We start from the raw sequence: 6,157 nt of genomic DNA on the forward strand, positions 1-6,157 counted from the left end.
TGGGATAGAGAGGTGCGTAGTTCACCCAAGGAGAATTAATCTCTCGAAGTAAAAGTGAAGGGAATTTCTGAAATGGAATTCAGTCTGTCTATATTTGACTATACTTTTACTAACTATGACAACAATTTTTGATTTTTGCAGGAGAGCTATCGAGTCGAGGAATACTCGTAGTCTTCGATAATATGGAGAAGTCGCATGGCTGAACTACAGGATTCTTCTAAAATTTCCTGTTTCTCCTGAGAATCTTCGATTAAATCTTCAGATACTAGACGCAGAGAACCTAAAAGACTATTAAGACTGCTTCTCGCTTCGTAGGATAAATAAGCTTTTCTTTTTTGCTCATCTTCCCTATTCTTAGAGTCGGCCTCTTTGCTATCACTAAATTGCAGAGCGTGTAAACGGGCATAATGACCACCTTGAGCTAATAATTCCTCATGATTGCCGATTTCTGCCACTTTTCCCTTGTCCAGCACCACAATTTGATAGGCTTTTTGAACTGTGGAAAGACGGTGAGCGATCACAAGAGTAGTCCGCTCGCGACAGAGTTCATCGATCGCTTCCTGTACTAAACGCTCAGAAATTGTATCCAAAGCACTGGTGGCTTCATCGAGAATGAGAATATCCGGATCTCGCAGTAAGGCACGAGCGATCGCTAATCTTTGTTTTTGTCCCCCCGAAAGTCTCACTCCCCGATCGCCAATTTCCGTATCCAGTCCTTCCGGCAGTTTGGAGATAAACTCGTAGGCATTCGCCCTTTTTGTCGCCTCTAAAATTTCTGCATCACTAACATCGCTTAATCCGTAGGCAATATTAAAACGGAGAGAATTATTAAAGAGAAAAGTGTCTTGACTGACTATTCCCATGGCTTTTCTCACAGTTTTGATCTCATAATCCCGTAAATCGTGACCGTCAAAAAGAATCCTCCCGGCTGTAGGATCATAAAAGCGTGGTAATAAATCAGCAATTGTCGATTTTCCGGCCCCCGAAGCACCAACAAGAGCGATCATTTTTCCTTTTGGAATCCAAAGATCGATGCCCTTGAGAACTAATTCTTGATGACCGGGATAGGAAAATTGGACGTTATCAAAATGAATACCTGTCTCTAATCTTTGATAGGGAATAGAGCCATTGCTCATAAATGGTTTATTCTCTCGAATGAGAAAATCCGCTACCACCTCTACTGCGGAAACATCCCCCAATAGACTACTCCTAGCACTGTTAATCTGACTAACTATCGGCAATGCCCGGAAAAGTACATAGAGATAGGTCAATAAAATTGTCGCTAAAGCTTGAAGTTGTTCATTAAAAAGATAACGACCAGCAATAATAATTAAGGCAATAATAACAACTCCACCTATTTCATTAAGCGGAGCGATTACAGCATTATTAGTCTGGGCATCTAAACCAGCTTTCTCCCGGGCTTCGATATCTTCCACAATAGATTCTAATTCGTATCTTTCATTGCCTACCGCTTTAATTAGGCGAATTCCAGTTAACAGTTCCAACAGTTTATTAGTTTGCTGTTTAGCCGTTACGGTGATAATCTCTCCAAACTTTTTCGATCTCTTGACAAAGTATTGATTAAGCAGAGCTAAAAAGCCACCCAAAACACTAGAAAGAATCGTTAATTGCCAAGAAATTGATAATAAAATAGCTAAGTACATGAAAGCTGTGCCAATAATCTTAATCAGGTTTATGTAATTTCTAATCGATGCTACGGCTCGATTAATCTCCGACATGAAACGATTAAAAATATCTCCTATTTTACTTTTTACATAATAATCTATATCCACTTCTAGCAGCAGAATAACTGAATCAATTCGCATATCTTTTGCCATAATTAAAGACAAGTAAGTGCCTAGTAAATTACTGACAAAATTGGTAATGTGCTTGAGAATTAAAATCCCTAATATCGCCGCAAACATCCAGAAAAAACGAGTATCGACCGAGAAAACCTCGAAAACGGAGAGCAGCTTTTTGATAATTTGGGGGGCATTTTTTAAGATATCATTTTCAGGATTAATAAAAGAAATTAGTAAGGGGATAACTAAAACAGTTCCTACCCCATTAAATATGGTACTGACAAAGCCTATAACAATGCTGGAAACCACTAATATCCAGTATTTAAGCGTATATTTAAGGAGAATTTGATTAGGATTCATCGCTATAAGTAATAAAGTAAATAGTCAACGGTCAATTATCCTACTCGCTACAATCTAATATTTCCCTTCCAGAGAAGTAATTATGCCAGAGAGAGTTGTCGCCATGGCGGTGGTACTATAGGAGGCGATACAGCGCTCTCTCGCTTTTAGTCCTCGTGCATTAGCCAAGTCGAGATGATTAAAAACTTCTCTAATTATGACAGCTAGTTGCTCTGGCGATCGAGGTTCGACTAAATAGCCAATATCAGCTAAAATTTCGGGAATATCTGCCACTTTAGTGGAAATAATCGGTTTAGCCATCGCCATACCATCGGTGAGTTTAATCGGAAATTGGGCGTTAGCCGTAGCTTCATCCCTCTGGGGAACGATAATAGCATGAGCAGCGGCCACAACTTCCGGCATTCGATCGATCGGTTGAGCAGGTAAATGAATTAACCAAGGTTGACCTTTTTCCAACAAACTATCCAGATAACCATCCCCGATTTGGCGACCTCCCACCACCACCAATTTAAAATCAGGATCACCAATTTGATCTAAAGCGATTAAGACATCTTCTAAACCTTTGTGAGGTCTAGCCGTACCCGGGAACATTAAGACTTTATACGCAGATAAACCGTATTTTTGACGACAAGCGACGGGATCGTAGAGATTGGGATCGAATAGTTGCGTATCCTTGCCATTCGGTAAATAAATCCCCCCGTAACGCTTTTGCAAAAATTGATTATTAACCGTCACCCCATCGGCGCGGTTAATTAAATTTTCCATCCAACGCAGATAGAGAGGGTGATTTGGGTCTCTAAGCGCACCATTTTTTTTGAGGATATCCCTAGCTAATTGTCGGGGATGAGGACGATAGGACCATCGATCGCCACCAAACCAACTCATTTCCCAATCGTCAATATCGAGAATTAGGGGACGTGGGGAAAAAAAACGTTTTAGTAGGCCGATGCCAAAACTGGTGGGACGGGGTTTAACCGCATAGATAATCTCTCCGGAGAGGCGATCGAGTAAAGTTTTGATCTGGCCAAAAAACTGGGGATAATTATTGCCTTGGACCGATACCACCGGTAAATTCCCCGGTGGGGTTGGATAGATTTCCCGGCCAAAAATCGGGCCATAGACCGTCACCTGACAGTTTAGCTGTTGCAAGACTTGAGCAATCAAATAGACTCTTGTGCCACCACCACCGGATAAATCTGGTGCTAAAACAGAGATTTTTTTGTTCACGATCGCCGATCAATCCAGATTATCTAGCACGATAGGAGAATGTTAATCAATGTTAACGTTTTTGTCAATCTTAGGCGAACTTAACATTAATGCCCCCCAGATATAGACTAGACAAAGAAAATTAACATATACATTGCCGAGACGACTAACTGAGTAAACATCACTGGTAGGCCGTAGCGCAGAAAGGTATGAAAAGTAATTTTGCCCCCGTGTTGTTCGGCGATGCCGGCGGCGACAATATTAGAAGAAGCCCCCACTAAAGTACCATTACCTCCTAGGGTGGCCCCATACATCATCGCGTAGAAAAGCGGTAAAACTTCCGGGGGAAAAGAACCGGCATAATCGGGAGAAAGAACTTCTGTCCCGACTAAATTAACATTAACAAGGTACTGTTTCAGTAGTGGAACCATGGCCACCACTAGGGGAATATTCGGAACGACACTGGAAATAAAACCGACAAAAAACAGCAAGACTAGAGAACCTAAAAAGATATTTTTGCCTAAAATTATCGCCAGAAATCCCGATAAACTATTAACTACACCAGTTTTTTCTAAGCCGCCAATTAGGACAAAAATCGACATAAAAAATAATAGGGTACTCCAGTCCACATCCCGGAGAATATTATGAACCGTATCGATTTTCGATTGCTGGGCTAAAAGTAGGGCTAAAGTGGCCCCCATCAAAGCAACGGCCGCGGGAGAAATGGGTACGGGAAAAGATTCACCGACGACGAATAAAAATAAGACTAAAAAGACGATAATTCCCCCCACCGCTAAGACGCGAGGATGATTAATTTTCGGATGGGGTAATTCTTCTAAATGCTCGAATTTTGTCCGCCAGATTTTCGGGAATAACCAAGGTAACATAACCAGAATGGTAATTACTGCCAAGGCACCACCTAAACTCAAACGCTGTAGGTATTCCATGAAGGTTATATTAATAGAATCACCGACGATATAAGTAGCGGGATCACCAACAATAGTTAATAACCCGGAACTGTTGGCCACGAAAACCATCAGGATTAAGAGCGGCACAAAATCCACACCGATATCTTGAGCTAAGGGAGGAATCAGCGGGGCTAATAACATCACCGTGGTAGCGTTGGGTAATACCGCACAGATTGGGGTAGTAATGGCGACAATTCCTATTAGTAATAATTTGCCCTGTCCCTTGGCTAAAAGCACCATTTGTGCTGCTAAATAATCAAAAATTTTCGTTGGTTCAAAGGCTCTCACTAACACCATTACCCCAAAAAATAGGGCGAGAGTGGCATAACTGCGACTGATATAACCCACCGCCTCCTGGAGAGTCATGATATGGGTAAAAACTAAGATTAAAGCCCCCATTAAAGCCGCTACGGTAATATGAAGCCACTCGAACATAATCACCACAATGACTGCAATAAAAGTCATTGCAGCAATCCACATTGGTAAAGATTCCAGCATTTTTGATCCTGTTTTTACTTTCGGTTTCTCGATACGACTAAAAGTTTGCCCGAATGTACAGCAAACTCACAAAAAATATGGTTATCGACGGAAAATCTTAAAATTGTTGTGATCGGTGAACCTGCATGAGAATCCCCATATACAATGTCTCCTGTAAGTTATGACTATCAAGTAGTATCAGCGACATAACTGAACCGATCAAGACATTGCTAGGAATGTAGTGATGTTTCAGTCTTCCCCCCCACGCCGACGAAGTTAGCTGACGGGCTAGGATAGAGAGATATCCTTTTCTAGGCTAAAAAATCTAGAAATACGCCCCCAAATGTGGTTCCTCCGCTCCGAATTTGTCTAGCTAATATCTAGCATAGAAACTTGGATTAGGCTGACTTACTCTATTTAGTGATCCACCATAGCATACTAACCTCAAAAAAAGCGATATAGCTCTATACTAGACCTATCCTGTCGGTTATCCCCCGGGTTGCTAGGATAGAACAGTGATAAGCTAATAGCTAACGACTGACCGCCATAGCGGCCACATCAGAAATTTCTATGAATAGAAGACCTCGTTATACTCCTCCCCGATCGCGCGATCGTGATTATGACCGCTCCTATGGTGATGACTCCCGCGCTTCGACCTCCGGAGGCCTATTGGCCAAATTAAACTATGCCATGATCGCCCTGATTGGTGGTATTTTTGTACTAGGAGTGGGTCTCGGTCTGGTATTCAGTTCTACCGCTAATTTTAGCCCCGAAAACGTCGCTTCCCGGGAAGTAATCGATCGCAGCGCCCCCAATGCGGAATTATGCGTGCAATTTGGGGCCAGTGCCATTGTCACCGATTTGCGGGTTTATGTCACTCTTAACCCCTTTAATGTTTTTGTTACCCAACCAGTCATGGAACCCGGTTGCGTTTTGCGACGCAATAACTGGTCAATTTTAGAACAACAAAAATTAGTCGATGGACAGCAGGTACAAAGTTGTAAAAACCGGATGAATACTTTTGGTTATACCGGTCCCTTGGAAGGCAAACCGAAAATCGATTGTATCTTCCAAAATGAAGCCGGGGGCAATCTTTTTGTTAATCCCGCCGGCGCTGTTGGCCCCAGACCAGATACAGATAAATTCTAAACCAGAAAAGATCGTTCTTCTGACCACTGACTTGAAAGAGGGGGCAGGGTTTGGGGTGTAGGGTGTAGGGAAGAACGTAGCGACTGTCTTGATTGTCAAGGGGTAACTCAAAAAACAATCAAGGAGTTGCTGTCGAACCTAAAATCTCAAGCCAGAAAAAAGCGCAGCAAAAACTAAGTCGCTCAGGTTAAACCA

At 42.2% G+C, this 6,157-nt stretch carries 4 protein-coding genes and 1 riboswitch; of the genes, 1 reads left to right on the plus strand and 3 read right to left on the minus strand.

The annotated features are described in order from the left end of the window. Positions 1–146 precede the first annotated feature (146 nt). The 3 genes from EWV84_RS21000 to EWV84_RS21010 all read right to left on the minus strand — a co-directional run bounded on the left by EWV84_RS21000 (position 147) and on the right by EWV84_RS21010 (position 4,834). Positions 147–2,162, minus strand: coding sequence for an ABC transporter ATP-binding protein (locus tag EWV84_RS21000; protein ID WP_287079845.1), 2,016 nt, complete (start codon positions 2,160–2,162; stop codon positions 147–149). A 54-nt stretch (positions 2,163–2,216) separates the two neighbouring features. Further along, the gene (locus EWV84_RS21005) at positions 2,217–3,389 is read right to left on the minus strand and encodes a glycosyltransferase (RefSeq protein ID WP_287079847.1); all 1,173 of its coding nucleotides are present in this window, start codon (positions 3,387–3,389) and stop codon (positions 2,217–2,219) included. Positions 3,390–3,496: 107 nt separating this feature from the next. Beyond that, a complete protein-coding gene (locus tag EWV84_RS21010) occupies positions 3,497–4,834 on the minus strand; it encodes an ArsB/NhaD family transporter (RefSeq protein ID WP_287079848.1) in 1,338 nt (445 codons plus the stop codon). A 229-nt stretch (positions 4,835–5,063) separates the two neighbouring features. Next, a riboswitch (cyclic di-AMP (ydaO/yuaA leader) is annotated at positions 5,064–5,194 on the minus strand. 189 nt (positions 5,195–5,383) lie between these two features. Between EWV84_RS21010 and EWV84_RS21015 the strand changes: the two genes are divergently transcribed. Continuing rightward, the gene (locus EWV84_RS21015; RefSeq protein ID WP_286826644.1) at positions 5,384–5,962 is read left to right on the plus strand and encodes a DUF3172 domain-containing protein; all 579 of its coding nucleotides are present in this window, start codon (positions 5,384–5,386) and stop codon (positions 5,960–5,962) included. Positions 5,963–6,157 lie beyond the last annotated feature (195 nt).

The organism is Microcystis sp. M_QC_C_20170808_M3Col (assembly GCF_007095505.1).
Classification (GTDB): Bacteria; Cyanobacteriota; Cyanobacteriia; order Cyanobacteriales; family Microcystaceae; genus Microcystis.

Excerpts from the sequence above, each read along its gene's own strand:
- EWV84_RS21000 (WP_287079845.1), bottom strand. The coding sequence starts at position 2,162 with ATGAATCCTAATCAAATTCTCCTTAAATATACGCTTAAATACTGGATA.
- EWV84_RS21010 (WP_287079848.1), bottom strand. The coding sequence starts at position 4,834 with ATGCTGGAATCTTTACCAATGTGGATTGCTGCAATGACTTTTATTGCA.
- EWV84_RS21015 (WP_286826644.1), top strand. The coding sequence starts at position 5,384 with ATGAATAGAAGACCTCGTTATACTCCTCCCCGATCGCGCGATCGTGAT.